This window comes from Rhizobium sp. ZW T2_16 (assembly GCF_044987325.1).
Classification (GTDB): domain Bacteria; phylum Pseudomonadota; class Alphaproteobacteria; order Rhizobiales; family Rhizobiaceae; genus Neorhizobium; species Neorhizobium cellulosilyticum.
The window spans coordinates 461575-477607 of sequence record NZ_JBJDRG010000001.1 but is presented as its reverse complement, the minus strand read 5'-3'; the positions used below and the strand labels follow the sequence as shown (position 1 = coordinate 477607).

The window sequence follows — 16033 nt, the reverse complement described above, 5'->3', positions numbered from 1 at the left end:
CGTCATGCCTAGAGCGCATCTTCCAATCGATCCAAGCAATGGAGATAGGCTTTTCGCAGGTGGCGGTCCACCATGTTACGGCTGATTTTCATGCGCTCGGCAATCTCGTCGGCCGAGAGCTTGCCGACACGGCTTGCGATGAAGACGCGTCGCCGCTGCAACGACATTTCCATGATCGCCGCTTTCAATATGCCCAGCCGATGTTCAAGATCCATCGCATGGTCTGGCGAGGCGATTGATGCGCCGACGGCCAGAGCCTCCTGCTCGGTTCCTGAGAACAGGCAGGCTTCGAAGCGTTCCCGCCGAAATCGGTCGATGCCGAGATTGATGCAGGCGCGTATCAGGAAGGCTTTCAGCGACGCCTTGTTTTCGAGAGCGGCGTCCTTCTGGCGCAGACGAATGTAAAGGTCGTGGACGATCTCCTGTATGTTTGCAGGATTGTGGCCCCGCCGTCGCACGCTTCCGCAAAGCTCGTCGTAATAAGCAAGAATAGCCCGATCCAGCAGCGGGTTTTCACCGGCCGAAGAGGCATGTTCGCTAGCAGAGGAGGCGCGAAAATGCGCTGTCATGAGAAACTCGGATACGAAAGCCGAAGGGTGAGCACCGTCTCTTAGATGACGGGAAAACCTATTGCAATAAATATGATGATTTTTATCATGTTTATCGTCGACCGACGTATGATGACGATCATGTCGACATCGGGCGGCCTGATCCCGCCCGATGTCGAGGCAATGCCTAAGCCTTTGTAAGCTTGATGATCGTGGATTTTCCACCGCCCCGTTGTTCGGTAACGGCATAAACTGCCCCGTCCGGCCCAACCTTCACGTCGCGGATGCGGGCGTTGAGCGGTACGCGTTCTTCATAAGCGACCTTGTCACCATTCATGTGCAAAACGACGACGCCCTGGCTGACCAGCCCTCCAACCAGGAAGGCATTCTTCCATTCGGGAATGGCGTCGCCGTCATAAAAGGCCATGCCCGAGGGGCCGATTACCGGGTCCCAGTAGTAAACCGGTTGCTCGGTTTCTGCTTTTTCCGTAATGCCGCTGCCAACCGCGTTTCCGTTATATTCAACGCCGTAGGTGACTTCCGGCCAGCCATAGTTCTTGCCGGCCTCCGGCCTGTTCAGTTCGTCGCCGCCGCGTGGGCCGTGTTCGACGGTCCAGAGGCGTCCCTGAGCGTCCAGAGTGGCGGACTGCATGTTGCGGTGGCCGAGGCTCCAGATTTCCGGCTGGGCGCCATCCGTATTGATGAAGGGGTTGTCTGGAAGGGCCTTGCCGCTCGTGTCAATCCGGAAGACCTTTCCAAGCCCGCTGCCGAGCTCCTGGGCTTGCACGCGTGGCTGGCGATCTGAGCGTTCTCCAACCGTTACGTAAAGCTCGTTGTTCGGGCCGAATGTGAGGCGCGAACCGAAATGCGAGCGTCCGTCGTAACTCGGTGTCTGACGGAAGATGACACTCACGTCTTCAAGCTTGCCGCCGCCCTTATCGTCGGCCACCAGTTTCGCCGAGGCGACAGATGTGCCGTTTCCGTCCTCGCGTGGTTCCGAGAAGGAAAAGAAGATCATGCCTGACGTTGCATAATCCGGTGCGAGTGCGACATCGAGCAGTCCGCCCTGACCTCCAAACGCCACTTCGGGGACACCCGCGATTGCCGGACCGGCGTCGCCTTCCTGAGAGATGATATGCATGGCACCCTGTTTGGCGGTGACCAGCATGCGCCCATCGGGCAGGAACTCCATCGCCCACAGATGCGGCAGATCATCCGCAAAAACTTCGGTGCTGATCTTCGGCATTGTTGCCGGTTGCGGTGCGCGCGTCTGATTTTCGAAGGATGGCTTTTGGTCCGGGGCGTTGGCGCGGCCCGTTTCTGCGGGCTGGCCAGTGGTCTGGGCGAGAGTTGGAGTGGAGATGAGTGCAGATGTTATAGCCGTGCAGGCCAGCATGAGGGTGAGGCGTTTCATTCTATCTCCCTTTGAAATGAACTCCTGGATGGAGATAGGCGTTTGCGCCGAAAGGGCCGAACACATGTCGATCAAGTTTAGTTTATGACGCCGGCGGCAAGGGTGAGGAATTGATGGATTGAATCCGGAAACCTTTTCAGGTGTTTGATACTGCTGTTGTTTTCGTCATAAGCCTAGGAAAGTCAGCATGACGAACGTGGCGAAGAGCACGAAATGCGTCATGCCTTCGATCGCGTTCGTCTGCCCGTCATTGAGGTTGATCGCCGCAACAATGAGAGTGATTGCGACCATGACCGTCTGGACCGGTGTCATCGCCATCAGGAAAGGCTGACCGGTGTAAAGCGCAATGGCCTCCATGACCGGTACGGTCAGGATGACGGTGGAGAGAGATGCGCCCATGGCGATGTTGACGACCGATTGCATGCGGTTCTTGAGCGCCGCGCGCAGTGCAGTCAGAATTTCGGGTGCCGCCGAAATCGAGGCGACGACAACAGCCATCAGGGCAGGTGGGGCGCCTGTTCCTTCCAACCCTTCATTCATGAAGGCTGACATGAATTCGGCGAGAACGCCGATAATCAGGACGCCGACCAGGATGATGGCGATGGAGAGGGTGGCAGATTCCTGTTCTTCTTCGGTCTCCGCAGCCGGCTTGGGCTGGGCATGCGTGGATGCGGCAGCAGAGCCGACACTGGAAGCGGCTGCAGCCGTGGCCTGGCCGCGATAGCTATAGCTGAAGAAATAGCTGTGGGTGCCGACCTGCATCTTGAGGAACAGCGCATAAAGGGCCACCATCGCAAAGATGGTGAAGGCGGAATAATAGTGCCATTTGGCTTCCGGAATGAATTCCGGGACGATCATGGATATGCCCATGGCCGTCAGGATCATGGCACTGTAGGTACGGCTCGAATCGTCGTTATAGGGCTGCTCCCCGTGCCTCAAGCCGCCGAGCAGAGCCGCGAGCCCGAGAATGCCGTTGATATCGAGCATCACTGCCGAATAGATCGTATCACGCACCAAGGTCGGCGAGCTACTGCTTCCCATCATGATTGCAAGGATAAGCACCTCCACGGCAACTGCGGAAAGGGTGAGGATCATCGTGCCGTAAGGGTCACCGACCTTATGTGCCAGGACCTCCGCATGGTGGGCCACACGGGTGGAGGCCATGACAATCACGACGATAAGCGCGCAGGCCGCGATCATCGACACGAATTGTCCTTGCTCCAGCAGTGTGTGTTCGAACAGGTAGGAGAGGATCGCAAATCCGAATGCGATAAGAAGAAAGCTCTCCTGTTTCAAAATTGCCGTCATCTTGAATGCGCTCCTGTTCGTGCTGATGATCTAACGCTGCAGTGCAGCGCATCAAGAACCCTTTGATAAGAGGGTGAGCATTTGCGCTATTTGGACGATAATGCCATTATTTCTTCTGTGGCCTGGAACTCTGTTGCGGTCTTTTGCATCTTCACCACGGTGCCGCAGGCGGACAGATGTGCGATGTGTCGTGATGTGGCCACGCGTTAAGGAGGATTTATGACCAAGGTCGTTTACAAGATCGTGCCGCATGACGGCGGTTGGGCCTATCGTCTCGGCGATGTTTTCTCCGAGACTTTTCCAAGCCGCTCAGATGCTATGCAGGCTGCGCGCATCGTGGCGGCGGAACAGCAGGTCGGCGGCGAACCGGAAGAGATCAGCTGGCAGGACGACAAGGGTGTCTGGCACAGTGAACACAGCGACGGAGGCGATCGCCCGGAGGCTGAGGTTCAGGATGGTGATGGCGAGCAGGCAGGTGCGCGCTAGCTCGCGTGTGATCGTCGTGAATTCGGGTTCGCCCATGACAGAAAAAGGGCCGCGTTAAGCGGCCCCCGGTTTCGTTGATTAGTTTCAGGCAGCCGTATCGAGGTTGGGATAATCGGTATAGCCTTTGGCGCCACCGCCGTAGAGGGTGGCCTTGTCCAGCTCGTTGAGCTCAGCGTTCGTTTGGAAGCGCTCTACGAGATCCGGGTTGGCGATGAACAGCTTGCCGAAAGCCACTGCATCGGCATATCCGCTTTCCACGGCCTGCTCGGCTGCGGCCTTGTCGTAGCCATTATTGACCAGCCATGCTCCTGACCCACCGGCTTTGCGATAGATATCCTTCAATTCCTGATAATTGAACGGCTTGCCGCCCTGGGTGAAATCGCGATCTCCGCCCGTTGCGCCTTCTATGACGTGAATGAAGGAAAGGCCGCGCGAGCCGAGTTCCTTGATCAGGTGGTTGAATACGGCCTGTGGCTGGCTCTCTGTGATACCGTTTGCAGGCGTGACCGGGGAGAGGCGGATGCCGACCCGGCCGGCGCCGATTTCCTTGGCCACGGCGTCGACAACTTCCAGCGCGAAGCGAACGCGATTCTCGATCGAGCCGCCGTATTCGTCCGTACGCTGGTTGGCGCCGTCCTTGAGGAACTGGTCGATAAGGTAGCCGTTTGCTCCATGGATTTCCACGCCGTCAAAGCCGGCATCGATTGCAGCGCGTGCGCCCTTTGCATAATCGGCGACAATTCCGGAAATTTCGGCGATCTCCAACGCACGCGGAGCCGAAGTCTCGGCGAAGGCGCCATTTCCATTTTCATCGATGATGTACGTCTTGCCGCCAGCCGGGATTGCCGAAGGGGCGACGGGTGCTGCGCCATTCGGCTGCAGCGAAACGTGCGATACGCGGCCGACATGCCAGATCTGCGTGACGATCTTTCCGCCCTTCTTGTGAACGGCGTCGGTTACTTTTTTCCAACCGGCGACGGCTTCCGGGAGATAAAGGCCCGGCACGTCAGCGTAACCCTGGCCCTGTTGTGTGACCGGCGTGCCTTCGGTGATCAGAAGGCCGGCAGAGGCGCGCTGTTCGTAATAGGCTGCGTTGAGATCGTTCGGGATTGCCTTGGGCGAGCGGTTGCGCGTGAGCGGCGCCATGACGATCCTGTTGGCCAGCTGGATGTCACCAAACTTCACCGGGTCGAAGAGTGTGGTCATTGTGAAAGTCCTTTTACGTTTGGCATAGGGGAGGAGGGAAGCTGGATCAGAGTGTCGATTTCAGCTCATTCAGGAAGGAAGCGATATTTTCTTCGTCGCGGCTGTAGAATGCCCACTGGCCGATGCGGTTCGTCTTCAGCAGTCCTGCCTTTTCGAGCGTGGCGAGGTGGGCAGAAACCGTCGATTGCGACAGGCCGCATTTCTTTTCGAACTGGTTGGCGCAGATGCCCATTTCCAGCGGGTGAGCCTGGTCGCAGAAATGCTGTTCAGGTTCTCGCATCCATTCCAGAAACGACACCCGTACCGGGTGAGCCAATGCCTTCAGAATCTCTGTCTTGTCTATCATCATCGTGTATCGCCTCCAGTCGATATATAGATCGTATTTTTCCGATTTAAAGAGGCAAAAAAATCGGGCCAACGGATTTCTCCGCGGCCCGTCAAGTGTGAAGGTCAAAAAACCTCCAGAGGGGAACAGTCGACGCGGATGGCGGGAAACCATCGTGCCATCGACTGATATCAATATGGGGTTGCACACTGCTCCACACAAGGGGCTTGGTGAAGATATTAAACGCAGAGAGATGATTATTGCTGCAGCAGATTGGCGCAGCTTTGTGCGGTTAGCGACAAAAGGGCAAAAAAAGAGGGCCACCGGATCGCTCCAGGGCCCTTTGAAGTGTGAAGGTCAAAAATGAACCTCCAGAGGGGAACAGCTGCTGCGGTGGAACTGGGAGGAAAGCCACCATGTGCATCAGCTGAGTGCGATATGATGGTTTTTTGTGCATTGCGCAATCATATTTTGTGCAAGACTGCCATGCTTTAGGCGCATGGCTTTGTCTTAAAACTTGCATAAATGCAAGAGTCGGGCAGCAACGCGTTGGATTTGCTTTGTATGCCGGGTTTTAGAAGTTCCAGTTTCTGGCTTTTGTGACGATAAAGTCGCGGAAGGCCTTAAGCTTCGCCGCGTTCTTCATTTCATCCGGATAGCAGAAATATGTGTCGAAGGTCGGAATGTCGGCATTGATGGCCAGCTGAATCAGCCCGGGATCCCGTCCAACGATATAATCCGGCAAAACGGCGATGCCGATGCCGAGCAGGCAGGCCCGCTTGATTGAGGTCTGGCTGTTGATCTGCAGATGCGGGGCGCGCGTGTTATCAGAGTTGCGGCCAGCATATTCGAGCCAGTTCACATCGAGGAGATAGTTCGGCGCGGGTTCGCCGAAGGTGATGATCCGATGGTTGTCGAGATCTTCGACGGTTTGTGGCTCACCGAAGCGGTTGATGTAGGACGGTGCCGCATAGACATGCATATGCACAGTGAAGAGCTTGCGCTGGATCAGATCGGATTGCTGCGGCTGGCGAAGCCGGATGGCGCAATCGGCATGGCGCATGTTGACGTCGACTTCCTCGTTGTCGAGAATCAGCTGCACAGACATTTCCGGGTAAAGCTGCAGGAATTCCTGCACCTTGTCAGTCAGCCAGCCCTGGCCGAGGCCGACCGTGGTGGTGACGCGCAGCTTGCCGGAAGGCTTGTCCGTCGTTTCCGTCAACTGAACCTTGACGGTTTCGAGCTTGAGCAGGACATCGTGGGCGGTGCGATAGAGCAGTTCGCCCTGTTCGGTCAGGATCAGGCCGCGGGCATGGCGGTGAAACAGCTTTACGCCCACGTCCTGTTCAAGGGCGCTGACCTGGCGGCTGATCGCCGACTGGGACAAATGCAGCTTGTCGGCGGCATGCGTGAATGAACCGGCTTCGGCTGCCGCATGAAAAATGCGCAATTTATCCCAGTCTAAAGGAACGCCCATGCTTACTCCGCAGCTATGGAGACCGGCTGGATGCCGGCCAGGTAACGCTCGGCCTCAAGAGCGGCCATGCAGCCCATTCCGGCCGCGGTGATCGCCTGCCGGAAGGTGTCGTCGGTCACGTCGCCGGCGGCAAAGATGCCAGGCACGTCTGTTGCAGTCGAATCGGGCGCGGTCCAGAGATAGCCGCCTGCCTTCATCTTGAGCTTGTCCTTGAACAGTTCCGTTGCCGGCGCATGGCCGATGGCGACGAAGACGCCGTCGATCGGCTGTTCGGTGATTGCGCCGGTCAGCGTGTTGCGCAGCTTGACGCCTTCCACGGAGGGCGGAAGCGGCGGCTTGGCAGGCTTGCCGGTAATCTCGTGGATCTCGGTATTCCACAGGACCTTGACATTGGGGCGCTGGAAGAGGCGCTCGCGCAGGATTTTTTCCGATCGGAACTCGTCACGGCGATGCACGACGGTGACCGACTTGGCGATATTCGACAGATAAAGCGCTTCCTCGACTGCCGAGTTTCCGCCGCCGACCACGATCACATCCTTGTTGCGATAGAAGAAGCCGTCGCAGGTAGCGCAGGCCGATACGCCAAAGCCCTGGAAATGCTGTTCGCTTTCAATGCCCAGCCATTTTGCCTTCGCGCCGGTCGCAATGATGATCGTGTCCGCAGTCCAGACCGTTCCGGAATCGGTTTTGACGGTGAAGGGGCGGGCAGTCGTCTCGACTTCGGTCACGAGGTCGTTGACGATCTCTGCACCCACATGGGTTGCCTGCTTGAGCATCTGCTCCATCAGCCAGGGGCCTTGGATGGGATCGCCGAATCCCGGATAGTTCTCTACATCCGTGGTGATCATCAACTGGCCGCCCTGTTCCATGCCGGCGATCAAGACCGGCTTCAGCATGGCACGTGCTGCATAGATGGCTGCGGTGTATCCGGCGGGGCCTGAACCGATGATCAGCACTTCCGTGTGACGAGCGGACATGAATATTTCCTTTCAAGCGCGGATATGAACTACGCCCCATATAGGAAGGGCGTTTTTGTTCTGCCGCTTTTTGACTGTCATCTAATGTCGATCCATGCGTCAGTGCAAGGGCAGGCTTGCATTAACAACAGGACAGTTGGTCGCGAGCGTATGGCGTCGAGAACCGGATTTGGCATGCGGATTGTAACAACTTCTCCAAATATCCCTGCGAACTTTGCCTGCGACATCTGGTGCGCGGTTCCGCGGGGCTGTATTTGCTTACGCCTTGCGTTAAACGCTGTTTCGATTAAAAGCCATCCCATCCAAGGGGGAATACCGTGCTCCGCGCCGATCTCGATGCCATCGATATAAAGATTCTGAAGGAGCTCCAGCAGGACGGGCGCATCACCAATGTGGAGCTCGCCGAACGTGTCGGCATTTCCGCACCACCCTGTCTTCGGCGTGTGCGCAAGCTGGAAGAGGCCGGTATCATCGAGGGGTATCACGCGCTCCTGAACGGCCAGAAACTCGGCTTCGACCTTACTGCCTTCTGTATGGTCGGATTGAAGCGTCAGTCGGATGCCGACCTCAAGGGATTTGCCTCCACGGTGCAGCAGTGGCCGCTGGTGCGGGAGGCTTGGATGGTGAATGGAGACAGCGATTTTCTGTTGCGCTGTACCGCAGAGAACCTGACGCAATTCCAGGACTTCGTTATCGAGGTGCTGACTGCTGACGAACATGTCGATACGGTGAGGACGATGCTGACCATCCGGCAGGTAAAGCAACTCGGCCTAGTGGAAGTTTAAGACCTTACCGCCTTCCTTTTCACCAGAGAGATGCGGCTCGAAACCCGCGGGTATGAAAATGCTGACGTCTAAGAACACCCTGATCTGCATATTCTCATACAATATGGGTGCTACGCTCGAGCGCTGCATCCAGTCTGCACAGAAGATGTGTGCGGGGTTCGAGATGATCCTGATCGACGATGCGAGCGAAGATCCAGTAACTGTCGAGCTGCTCAAGACGAAGCGGCAACTTTTCCGCGACATAATCATTTCCAAAGAACCAAAGCAGGGGAAGAGGCACGGAAATCTTTATCTGAACATTGAGAAGGCCTGTCGCTATGCCACACAGGCCGGCTTCGAATTCCTGATGATGATTCAGGATGACATGCAGTTCGTGCGCCCGTTGGATGATAATATCGGCAGGCAGTATCGAGATCTTTTCAATAGCGGTGAAAAGGTATTGCAGGTTGATCCTCGCTTCTTGCGGCAAGGAGACTATGAGGTTTTAAGGGAAAGGTGTGCCTATCGTTACGGCCCCCGAACATCTTATGCGGATGTCGGTATCGTTCATTTGCAACGCTTTAACGATCTGGAATGGCAATTTCTCGAGGGGGAGCGAGCCAACAAGGAGAGACTTGCGGACCTTGGCTATGAACGCCTGTTTCCTTTTGCGCCGATTGCAATGCATGTTCCGTTTCCGCGAATTTATCGTAGCGGGCGAGGGCGCTTCCGGGTGTTTCCGTTCAATCGCGGAAGATACGGGTTTGAGTATATGACGGAGCAAGAAATTGCGGCAATGGATGCCCGTCCTGTTGAAACTGTACCGCTCTTTCGAACTTTCTTGCGCCCAAAAAACATGCGGCTCAGCAGGCTTCTCTATCGTCTTCGAAAAGACAACAAGATCTTTACTTAGCATTTCAGATAGGTCGGGAACCGAGAAGATAAGATCCGCGCGCAATGGCCAAACGCACAAATCGCCCCTTGATCCGATCGATCGTGAAAATTGGCACCAGGCTTTTTCTCGGTAGCGACAGGGCGCATTTTCAAGACCATATCCCTGGTCTCGCCATAACTTCAATACAGTCAAATCGCGCGATCGTTTACCGGGGGCGCCAGGTCGGCATTCTTCAGTCGCACGAGATTCTTGGTCATGGTCAGGCTGCGGTTTATGTGGTCGGATCGGCTCCTTCGATCGATACATGCGATATCGCGAAGGTAGAGCCGGGCTCGGCAATACTCTTGAATGGCGCAGCTCATCTGCTTGGCAGCAAGATCCCGCAACCTCTTGCTATCGCTGTTGAAGACGAGCGCTTTATCTGGCGCCATTTCGAGCTCTTGCAGAAGAATGTGCTCGTTAATTCAATCTGTTTGTTCTCGGTGCAGGTGATCCGCGCAATATGCGAACATGACCCGTCTTGGCTTTCGGACAAACGAATTATTCTAATCGACAGTATATCGAGGCCCTATGGTTCTCGCAGACGTTCGGATGCCGAGTTGTCCCAGCTGAATTTCGTCACGATGGGCGACAATGGACTTGGTGGTATTTCTTCTGCACCCGATAGAGGGGTGTTCCAAGGTGGATCGGTCGCGATATCGGCCATGCAATTCCTTATTGCGTGCCGGCCAAAGTTGATCGGATTATTCGGTATTGATATTTCGAATGCCGAATCGCCTCGCTTTTATGAAACAAAAGATGATACCGCGTTTAGCGGCATAGCACTGGCTGAAGCTCGTATTCTTGGGCATTTTGCCACGGCTTTGGACGTCTGTGCGAAACAAGGTATTTCGGTAGAATGCTACTCGGAAAAGTCTGCCTTGCTGGCTGCAGGGTATCGGTATAGCGATCGATTTTCGCTGACACATCATGATCGCTGATATGGCGACACTATAGAGTTGATATGCGCTTCTTCAAAAAGAAACACCCTTACACGAAGCAGTTGACGATCACGCCTCCCGAGCCCGATCCGGGCCGTGCTGGTGTCGCCATCGTCACGTGTGTCAAGAACGAAGCGCGGTATATTGCCGAGTGGATCGAATTCCACCGCGCAGTTGGTGTCGTACATTTCTATATTTATGATGACGGTTGCGAAGATGATACGATCCCAATCGCGCGGGAAATACTTGGCTCGTCAGCCCTGACAGTCGTTCCATGGAAGGGGCGGCTAATCGATACGCCGACGCAGAACCTTCTGAATAGTCAGGCCATAGCTTTTGCACATAGCATTCTGAACTTCGGTGGTCAGTATGCGCGCATGGCCTTTATCGACGTAGACGAGTTTCTGCTGCCGAAAATTGGCAATACATTGGACGAGGCGCTGGAGGGGGCGAAGGGTTTCCCGAATATTTCCCTGCCCTGGCACATGTTCGGTACAAGCGGGCACAAGGCTAGGCCCGCCGGATCTCTCCTGCGGAATTATACAGTTCGTGGTGCAAATCCGCTATCGACGAAGAAGAATGCTAGCAACTTCAAATGCATCGTCGATCCATGCGCAGTCTCAGAAGTGAGTATTCATCATTTTTCGACCGGAGCTTTCGGCGAGAATACGTCCAATGATCGGGGCGAAGTCTTTTCAAGGAAGGGAAGAAAAGGACCTGCCTTCTACTCCTCGGACTTCATTCAGCTTAATCACTATTACAGCAAGTCCGAGCAGGATTTGAGGGAGAAGATTGAGAGAGGGCCAGCTTCGCCGGCATCGCGTCAGAGATATGAAGATCGCGTTCTATCTGCCGTCAGGAACATCGAATCCGAGACGGTGGTGGACACAGCGATGATCGAGTTTCTGGATCGCCGAGAGATACTTCCCGCATAGTTTAAGGCCATAGCGCCGAAGCAGGTCAGGTCAGAAATCTCTGATAAACCTCGCCAAGCCTGCGAACTTCACCCTCGATGCTGAAGTTCGTCTTGGCGTGGTGGAGGGCGCGGGTGGCTGCCTGCTGGCGGCGGGCATCATCGTAGATGAATTCGGCGGTTGCCGAGATCATCGCATCGAGGTCGGCGATGATGATCTTGCCGGTTTCCTCGTTGCCTGTAACGATCAACTCCGGAAACGCGCCGACATCGGTGGCGACAACCGGAACGGCGGCTGCCATCGCTTCCAGAGGAGTAAGCCCAAATCCTTCCCAGCGTTGCGGAGCAACGAAGAGATCGAGCGCGCGATACCAGTCATTGATATTTGCATGCTCGCCGACGAACAGGATACGGTCGGTAAGGCCAGCCTTGGCGACTTTGCCGATCAGTTGCTTTTCGTAGTCGAGATGCGGGCCTGTGGCGCGGCCGGCGACGATGGCTCTCCAGTCTGGCCGAGAGGGCAGAAGCGAAATCATCGTATCCACGAAGAGATCCGTGCCCTTCTGATGGCGGACGCGGCCGAAGCAGCCGACAAATTTCCTGTCCGGATCAAGACCCAGCGCGACGCGGGCGGCGGTTTTGTCTTTTGCCGGCGAAAAGCGCTCAGTATCGATACCGTGCATAACGACAGTGTTTGGTACGTCCAGATAGGCGGCGGTGCGCCCGCTGGTTGCCACGACGGCATCCATCTTCGAAATAAGCCATCTGGTCCAGCCGGTATGCCGGCGCTGTGAAGCCGACGTGAAGACGATCTTCAGCGGCATGCGAAGGATATCACGTAGAATAATGGCGGGCAGCATCTCGACATTGCGGCGTGCGTGCCAAACGCGCATTTTTCCGCTTCGTGGACGGCTCCAGAGCCGAAGCAGATCACGAAAGCGGATATGCGGGATGGTATCCGGCAGGCCCGGTCCAAGAGCCGCCACCTTGTAGCCAAGGGCGCGTTGAACAGGAACCAGCTGGATGATCGTACTTGTGACGCCGGACAGCCGCCGCTTGAAGTTAGGTGCTATGACCTCGACTTCACCGATATCGACGACTGCCGGATTGTGATGGATGTTATTCTGGCCCTCGGCCACGGCGATCAGCCCCAGGAAACGGAAAGGATCTCGTAGGCCTTGGAGCCGCCAGGCGCAACGACTTCGATTGATTCGCCTGCTTCCTTGCCGATCATGGCGCGGGCGATCGGGGAGGAGATCGAGATGCGACCGGCCTTCACGTCGGCTTCCTGATCGCCGACGATCTGGTAGGTCTTTTCCTCTTCGGTATCTTCGTCGACCAGTTTTACAGTGGCGCCGAACTTGACCTTGGAGCCGGACATCTTGGAAAGGTCGATGACTTCTGCGCGGGCTGTCAGGTCTTCCAGCTCGGTAATGCGCCCTTCGTTGTGGCTCTGGGCTTCCTTGGCAGCGTGATACTCAGCGTTTTCCGAAAGGTCGCCATGGGCGCGCGCTTCCGCAATCGCTTCGATGATACGGGGACGCTCCTCCTGCTGCCTCCAGCGCAGTTCTTCCTGCAGCTGGACAAAGCCGTTCTGCGTCATCGGTACCTTTTCAACCATTTTCTTGTCCTTCAGGGGCGTGCCCGCGGATGCCGCGAACACAAAAAGAAACAGGTTCCGGAGCGTAAACTTCGGAACCATCGCAACGTCAAAATGTAGGGTCACTATATCAGAATTTCGATGTCCCTTACGAGGAATTTCGAAACCATGCCATATCTCCCGCGTGCCGCATGTGATGTGAACCGCGCCCGTTTGTCAATCTCTTGACAGTGGCGATAGGAACATATAGTGAACATACGCAATGAAGAAATCGCTGAAAGAACGATTGGCGATCCTTTCGGATGCCGCAAAATATGATGCTTCCTGCGCGTCGAGCGGGACCGTGAGGCGTGATTCGTCGGCAAGCGGAGGGCTCGGTTCGACCGAAGGATCGGGTATCTGCCATGCCTATGCGCCTGATGGACGCTGTATCTCGCTTCTGAAGATCCTGCTTACCAACTTCTGCATTTACGACTGTGCCTACTGCATCAATCGTTCTTCCAGCAATGTGGAGCGTGCACGTTTTACGCCGGAAGAAGTGATCTGGCTTACGCTCGAATTTTACCGCCGCAACTATATCGAGGGGCTTTTTCTGTCTTCGGGGATCATCCGCTCCTCCGATCACACCATGGAGGAGATGGTGCGGATCGCCAGGGAGTTGCGGACGATCCATAACTTCCGCGGGTACATCCATCTGAAGTCTATCCCTGAAGCTTCTGCTCATCTGATCGAGGAGGCGGGGCTTTATGCGGATCGTCTTTCGATCAATATCGAATTGCCGACCGACGCCGGGATCGGGAAATTTGCACCGGAGAAGCAGCCGGCGAACATCCGTCGCTCAATGGGGAATCTGCGACTGAAGATCGAGGAAATGGCTGAGCCGACATTGCAGACCAAGCGACGGCGCAAATTCGCACCGGCGGGGCAGAGCACGCAGATGATCGTCGGGGCGGATGGTGCCTGCGATGCCACGATCCTTGGGACCAGTGCCAGGCTTTACGGAAGTTATGGATTGAAGCGTGTCTATTATTCGGCCTTCAGTCCCATCCCGGATTCGTCGAAAAAGCTGCCGCTGATCAAGCCGCCATTGATGCGTGAACACCGGCTCTACCAGGCCGACTGGCTCTATCGTTTCTACGGGTTCGACATTGAGGAAATTACGTCGGGACGTGATGGTGGAATGCTCGATCTCGATCTCGATCCAAAACTTGCCTGGGCATTGTCTCATCGCGATCGGTTCCCAGTCGATGTCAATCGTGCAGATCGCGAGATGTTGCTCAGGGTTCCGGGTTTAGGCACCAAAGCGGTCAACGGCATTCTGTCGTCTCGGCGGTTCCGAAAACTCAGGCTGGATGATCTGAAGCGACTGAACGTGTCGCTCCGGAAGATACAACCCTTTGTCATCTGTGACGGCTGGACGCCACACCGGCTGGTCGACCGGTCTGATCTTCGCGCCATGTTTCAACCCAAGCCGGAGCAACTGTCGCTGTTATGATGTTTCGCTATTCCTTGCGGGGGCGGGGCGATCTTGATGAATGGCGGGATGCGGCCCGGGGTTTCATGATGGCCGGAATTACGCCTGAATTCATCGAATGGCGGACGATGGACGATGCTGACGGCCTGTTCGGCTTCGACGACAACAGACTTCCGCAGCCGGCAAATCCGCCACCGAAAATCAGTGTGCAGCCTTCTTTCATCCGGTTGGCCGAGGCTGTTCTCTGCCATTCCGATCCAACCCGATTTGCACTTCTCTATCGGCTGCTGTTCAGGCTTTTCCATTCGCACGGTCTGCTCAACATGGCGACCGATCGTGATGTGGCCGCGGCGCGTCAGCTCGCGAAGTCGGTGGGGCGTGACTATCACAAGATGACGGCTTTCGTGCGCTTCAAGGAAATTCCGCTGGCGGAGGGGAAGGTGGGGCGGCGGCGCTTCGTGGCGTGGTTCGAGCCGGATCACTTCATCGTCGCTCGTGTGGCGCCCTTCTTTCAACGGCGATTTACCGACATGGACTGGTTGATTGCCACGCCCAAGGGGTCGGCTTCCTGGGATGGCGACGAATTGAAGGTGAACGACGATCCTGCACCAAGGCCAGATCTGCGTGATGAGATCGATGATCTTTGGCGCACCTATTATGCTTCCATCTTCAATCCGGCGCGATTGAAGGTGAAGATGATGATGGCCGAGATGCCGAAGAAATACTGGAAGAACCTGCCCGAGGCGGAACTCATTCCCGGCATGATCGCCAAAGCAGAGGCAGATGTGCTTGAAATGGCCGTCAAGCAGGCGAGCGAGCCTTTGCCGTTCCATCATCGCATACAGGAGGCCGCGGCGAGGGTGCCGACACAGCCCCTTCCTGCTGTGGGAACACTCGCTGCGGTCAGCGAAGCTGCACGCTCCTGCACGCGTTGCGACATCCATTGCCTAGCAACCCAGACAGTGTTTGGAGAAGGGCCAGCGAATGCAGATGTGATGGTGGTCGGCGAACAGCCCGGCGACCATGAAGATCTGGCGGGGAGGCCGTTTGTAGGTCCTGCTGGAACGCTATTCGATGAGGCGCTGAAGCTCGCTGGGATTGAGCGCGACAGGCTTTATGTGACCAATGCAGTGAAGCATTTCAAATATCAGCCACGTGGGAAAAGGCGTATCCACCAGAAGCCTAATATGGGGGAGGTTCGGCAATGCCGCTGGTGGCTGCGCCAAGAACTGGAACTGGTAAAACCGAAACTTATCATTGCAATGGGGGCGACGGCACTCTTCGCTTTGACCGACATGCGGCAGAAGCTGGCAGATGTTCGCAGCGAGCCAATCGCAATGGAAGAAGGCAAGACGCTATTCGTTACCGTTCATCCATCCTACCTACTGCGTATTGTTGATGAGGATTTGAAAGAGAAAGAGATTGCCCGTTTTCGCGAGGATTTCGCGTCGGTGAAACGGCTCATGTGAGCTGCAATCAGGTTATCAACAGGCGCATGCTGCATTGCGGTATCGTTTCGGAGCGTAAATGGTGCAATGCGAGACATAGCGGCGAGAAAATCCAGCCGTTGGTTTTTACCTTTTAACGTTCCCGTCGAGTGCTTCAAGACAGGTGGAAAATTCACCCTTAGCGTTGTTCCCGGACCAACCCCTGGAGGTGCCGCCCG

General features: G+C 55.9%; 16 protein-coding genes. 7 read left to right on the top strand and 9 right to left on the bottom strand.

Annotated elements, in window-relative coordinates; all coding sequences use genetic code 11:
- Positions 1-8: 8 nt before the first annotated feature.
- From ACI3K0_RS02245 to ACI3K0_RS02235, 3 genes are all read right to left on the bottom strand, one after another.
- On the bottom strand, positions 9-797 hold the full coding sequence (locus ACI3K0_RS02245) for an RNA polymerase sigma factor (protein WP_404944847.1): 789 nt from the start codon (positions 795-797) through the stop codon (positions 9-11).
- Positions 736-1962: a PQQ-dependent sugar dehydrogenase gene (locus tag ACI3K0_RS02240; protein WP_404944846.1), complete on the bottom strand. Its 1227-nt coding sequence runs from the start codon at positions 1960-1962 to the stop codon at positions 736-738. Before ACI3K0_RS02240 ends, ACI3K0_RS02245 begins: the two co-directional genes overlap by 62 nt.
- A gap of 165 nt (positions 1963-2127) precedes the next feature.
- A complete protein-coding gene (locus ACI3K0_RS02235) occupies positions 2128-3270 on the bottom strand; it encodes a calcium:proton antiporter (RefSeq protein ID WP_183821411.1) in 1143 nt (380 codons plus the stop codon).
- A 219-nt stretch (positions 3271-3489) separates the two neighbouring features.
- On the opposite strand from ACI3K0_RS02235, the gene ACI3K0_RS02230 reads away from it, so the two are divergent.
- Positions 3490-3756 (top strand): DUF2188 domain-containing protein, encoded by a 267-nt coding sequence (locus ACI3K0_RS02230; protein WP_112505080.1) that lies wholly within the window; start codon positions 3490-3492, stop codon positions 3754-3756.
- An 84-nt stretch (positions 3757-3840) separates the two neighbouring features.
- Here ACI3K0_RS02230 and ACI3K0_RS02225 read toward each other — a convergent pair whose 3' ends face one another.
- From ACI3K0_RS02225 to trxB, 4 genes are all read right to left on the bottom strand, one after another.
- Positions 3841-4962: an alkene reductase gene (locus ACI3K0_RS02225; protein ID WP_148147522.1), complete on the bottom strand. Its 1122-nt coding sequence runs from the start codon at positions 4960-4962 to the stop codon at positions 3841-3843.
- Positions 4963-5008: 46 nt separating this feature from the next.
- Entirely contained in the window at positions 5009-5305 is a 297-nt protein-coding gene (locus ACI3K0_RS02220; protein WP_148147669.1) for an ArsR family transcriptional regulator, read from the bottom strand.
- 556 nt (positions 5306-5861) lie between these two features.
- The gene (locus ACI3K0_RS02215) at positions 5862-6764 is read right to left on the bottom strand and encodes a LysR family transcriptional regulator VtlR (protein WP_148147523.1); all 903 of its coding nucleotides are present in this window, start codon (positions 6762-6764) and stop codon (positions 5862-5864) included.
- A gap of 2 nt (positions 6765-6766) precedes the next feature.
- Entirely contained in the window at positions 6767-7741 is a 975-nt protein-coding gene (gene trxB / locus ACI3K0_RS02210) for a thioredoxin-disulfide reductase (RefSeq protein WP_183821412.1), read from the bottom strand.
- 317 nt (positions 7742-8058) lie between these two features.
- Between trxB and ACI3K0_RS02205 the strand changes: the two genes are divergently transcribed.
- From ACI3K0_RS02205 to ACI3K0_RS02190, 4 genes are read left to right on the top strand one after another with little or no spacing between them, the layout of a single operon-like run.
- The gene (locus tag ACI3K0_RS02205; RefSeq protein WP_148147525.1) at positions 8059-8526 is read left to right on the top strand and encodes an Lrp/AsnC family transcriptional regulator; all 468 of its coding nucleotides are present in this window, start codon (positions 8059-8061) and stop codon (positions 8524-8526) included.
- A 52-nt stretch (positions 8527-8578) separates the two neighbouring features.
- Complete coding sequence (locus ACI3K0_RS02200; protein ID WP_183821413.1) at positions 8579-9418, top strand: glycosyltransferase family A protein; 840 nt, start codon at positions 8579-8581, stop codon at positions 9416-9418.
- Between the two features lie 44 nt (positions 9419-9462).
- The gene (locus ACI3K0_RS02195) at positions 9463-10380 is read left to right on the top strand and encodes a glycosyl transferase (RefSeq protein ID WP_183821414.1); all 918 of its coding nucleotides are present in this window, start codon (positions 9463-9465) and stop codon (positions 10378-10380) included.
- Between the two features lie 23 nt (positions 10381-10403).
- Positions 10404-11315 carry a glycosyltransferase family 92 protein gene (locus tag ACI3K0_RS02190; protein WP_183821415.1) on the top strand — a complete coding sequence of 304 codons (912 nt, stop codon included), beginning with the start codon at positions 10404-10406 and terminating at the stop codon, positions 11313-11315.
- A 25-nt stretch (positions 11316-11340) separates the two neighbouring features.
- Here the strand turns inward: ACI3K0_RS02190 and ACI3K0_RS02185 are convergent, their stop codons facing one another.
- Both ACI3K0_RS02185 and greA read right to left on the bottom strand, forming a co-directional pair.
- A complete protein-coding gene (locus tag ACI3K0_RS02185) occupies positions 11341-12432 on the bottom strand; it encodes a glycosyltransferase family 4 protein (protein ID WP_343062212.1) in 1092 nt (363 codons plus the stop codon).
- Between the two features lie 5 nt (positions 12433-12437).
- Complete coding sequence (gene greA / locus ACI3K0_RS02180; RefSeq protein WP_148147529.1) at positions 12438-12914, bottom strand: transcription elongation factor GreA; 477 nt, start codon at positions 12912-12914, stop codon at positions 12438-12440.
- A gap of 241 nt (positions 12915-13155) precedes the next feature.
- On the opposite strand from greA, the gene ACI3K0_RS02175 reads away from it, so the two are divergent.
- Both ACI3K0_RS02175 and ACI3K0_RS02170 read left to right on the top strand, forming a co-directional pair.
- Complete coding sequence (locus tag ACI3K0_RS02175; protein ID WP_183821416.1) at positions 13156-14388, top strand: putative DNA modification/repair radical SAM protein; 1233 nt, start codon at positions 13156-13158, stop codon at positions 14386-14388.
- A complete protein-coding gene (locus ACI3K0_RS02170; RefSeq protein ID WP_183822372.1) occupies positions 14388-15836 on the top strand; it encodes a UdgX family uracil-DNA binding protein in 1449 nt (482 codons plus the stop codon). The genes ACI3K0_RS02175 and ACI3K0_RS02170 overlap by 1 nt, the downstream gene beginning before the upstream one ends.
- Positions 15837-16033 lie beyond the last annotated feature (197 nt).